Below are 2,079 nucleotides of genomic sequence, written 5' to 3' on the forward strand. Positions count from 1 at the left end.
CGGACTCAAGGCCCTCAACAACAACAACACCAACGTTGTCAGCGTGCTCGTGAACAAGAAGATGCGGTATCTCAGACATCAGGGGAAGCTCCATTTCTGTGTTTTGTGTTTGTTCAAACCGTGGGAGTGGCCTCGTCCACAGCGAGGATGTTTCAGGGGTTCAGTACAATCTTCGGAGCGGCCACGTGGCCGGCGCGGATATCCGAAAATGCTTGCGCTCCGTTTTCGAGCGGCCGGGTTTCTGTCCAGTCCAGAGCGCCCAAACGTCCATCAACCATGGCGGCCACGGTATCCCGAAAATCTTGTGCGGTGTAGGTATAGGTTCCGATGAAGGTTATTTCTTGCAAGGTCATCCGCCGAACATCGAGCCCACCTTGCGACGATCCCAGACCGATATGGCCGATCACGCCGCCTGGTGCTGCGTATGCAGACGCCATGGTCCGTGTGGCCTCGTAACCGACCCCGTCGACAACGATGTCAAAAGTCATGCCAGAGGCTAGAGCCGAACCATCGACCACACGCAATCCGCAACGCTCGCTGAGAAAGCTCCGGCGAAGGGCGTTCGGCTCCACGATCGTGACATCTTCGATCCCGTTCGCGACAAGGCTCAATGCAGACCCGAGTCCGATGGCGCCACCCCCGATCACAAGTGCATTGCGCGCAGTCTGCCGACGATCCTGACAAAGCCTCACAGCATGCCAGCCACACGCAATCGGCTCTGCGAGCGCCGCTTGATCTGAATTCAGGTGATCCGGCAAAGCCACGAGGTTGCGCTCTGGAATGGCCACATATTCGGCGAAACCACCTTCGCGCGGGGGCATCGAAATGATCTGTCGATCCGGGCAGAGATTGTCTTTTCCGGCCTGACAGGCGCCGCAGGTGCCACAGGTCACGAGGGGATTGAGAGTGACACGCTGTCCCTGATCCGTGACACCCGAAACTTCATGACCAAGAATAAGTGGCGCAGGTCGGCGCTCGTCATGGCCAAGATAGGCATGCATGTCCGAACCACAGATTCCGACACTTTCAATGCGAACCAGTGCATCGCCCGGACGGACCACGGGATCGGGCACGTCGGTGAAGGACATGCGTTCCGGGCCGGTGTAAATCAGAGCCTTCATCGGGTCGGGGTCTCCTTGAACGAACTCAAAGCCTCGGGGTTCAGATCGCGCTGACATGCGCCGCCTGATATTGGCTGACGATGCCCGGCGACCGTCGTTCCAGCGCGACACGGGGGTGTCTCGAGGCCATCAACCCGGATCATTTTGCGGTATACCCGCCATCGACCATGAGTGTCTGGCCGGTGACATATGCGCTCGCTTCCGAACACAAAAACAGCAGCGGACCGTCGATATCGTCTGCCGCACCATTGCGCCCCAAGCAGGTCTGCGCGGCATTGCGGGCTGCACGGTCTGGGTCCGCGAAAACGGATTGGGTAAGCTCGGTCGGAAAGAAGCCGGGTCCGATGGCATTTGCCGTGATCCCGCGTGGACCCCATGCTTCGGACATGGCACGCGCCAGTTGCGTGATCCCGCCCTTCGAGGCGCCATAGGCAATCCCTCCGGGAAAGGCGCGGGTCGATTGCAAGGACGCAAAAAGCACGATCCGGCCCCACCCTGCCATATTGGGCACGAGGGCCTGGCTCAGGAAAAATGGCGCTGAAAGGTTCAGCTCAAGGGTCTTGTCCCACCCTTCTGCTGTCACCGCATCCGCGGGTTCTCGCGTGTTGATCCCCGCAGCATGCACCAGGATCTGAGGCGGGCCAAACGGCTCTGACACCCGCGCTGCAAGGTCCGGCAAGGCCTCCCGGTTGGACACATCCGCGACAATGGATGCGGTTTTCCCAACACATTCCTCCTGCCAAGCCGCAAGCGCGTCGGCCCGCCGTGCGACGCCGACGACCGAGGCGCCGGCAGCTGCCAAGACCAGCGCTGCGCGCTTTCCCAGGCCGGAACTCGCTCCCGTCACAAGAGCCGTGCGGTTGGCGCAATCAAACAAAGCGTTGGTGTTTTGAGTTTCAGTCATCTGCGGAGAGGTCGAATGTTTCGTTTGGGAAGTATTTTCGCAGTCGGATATCTG

The 2,079-nt window shown here is 59.9% G+C and carries 2 protein-coding genes; both read right to left on the reverse strand.

The genetic code is table 11. The features are described 5' to 3' along the window. Positions 1-152: 152 nt before the first annotated feature. Positions 153-1,121: a zinc-binding dehydrogenase gene (locus J1C49_RS21390; RefSeq protein ID WP_227447844.1), complete on the reverse strand. Its 969-nt coding sequence runs from the start codon at positions 1,119-1,121 to the stop codon at positions 153-155. Between the two features lie 139 nt (positions 1,122-1,260). Continuing rightward, entirely contained in the window at positions 1,261-2,025 is a 765-nt protein-coding gene (locus J1C49_RS21395) for an SDR family NAD(P)-dependent oxidoreductase (protein ID WP_227447845.1), read from the reverse strand. Positions 2,026-2,079 lie beyond the last annotated feature (54 nt).

Source organism: Cognatishimia sp. F0-27, assembly GCF_020667845.1.
Taxonomy (GTDB): Bacteria; Pseudomonadota; Alphaproteobacteria; order Rhodobacterales; family Rhodobacteraceae; genus JAFMPQ01.

Coding starts and splice junctions, on each gene's coding strand:
- J1C49_RS21390 (WP_227447844.1), bottom strand. CDS start 1,121: ATGAAGGCTCTGATTTACACCGGCCCGGAACGCATGTCCTTCACCGAC.
- J1C49_RS21395 (WP_227447845.1), bottom strand. CDS start 2,025: ATGACTGAAACTCAAAACACCAACGCTTTGTTTGATTGCGCCAACCGC.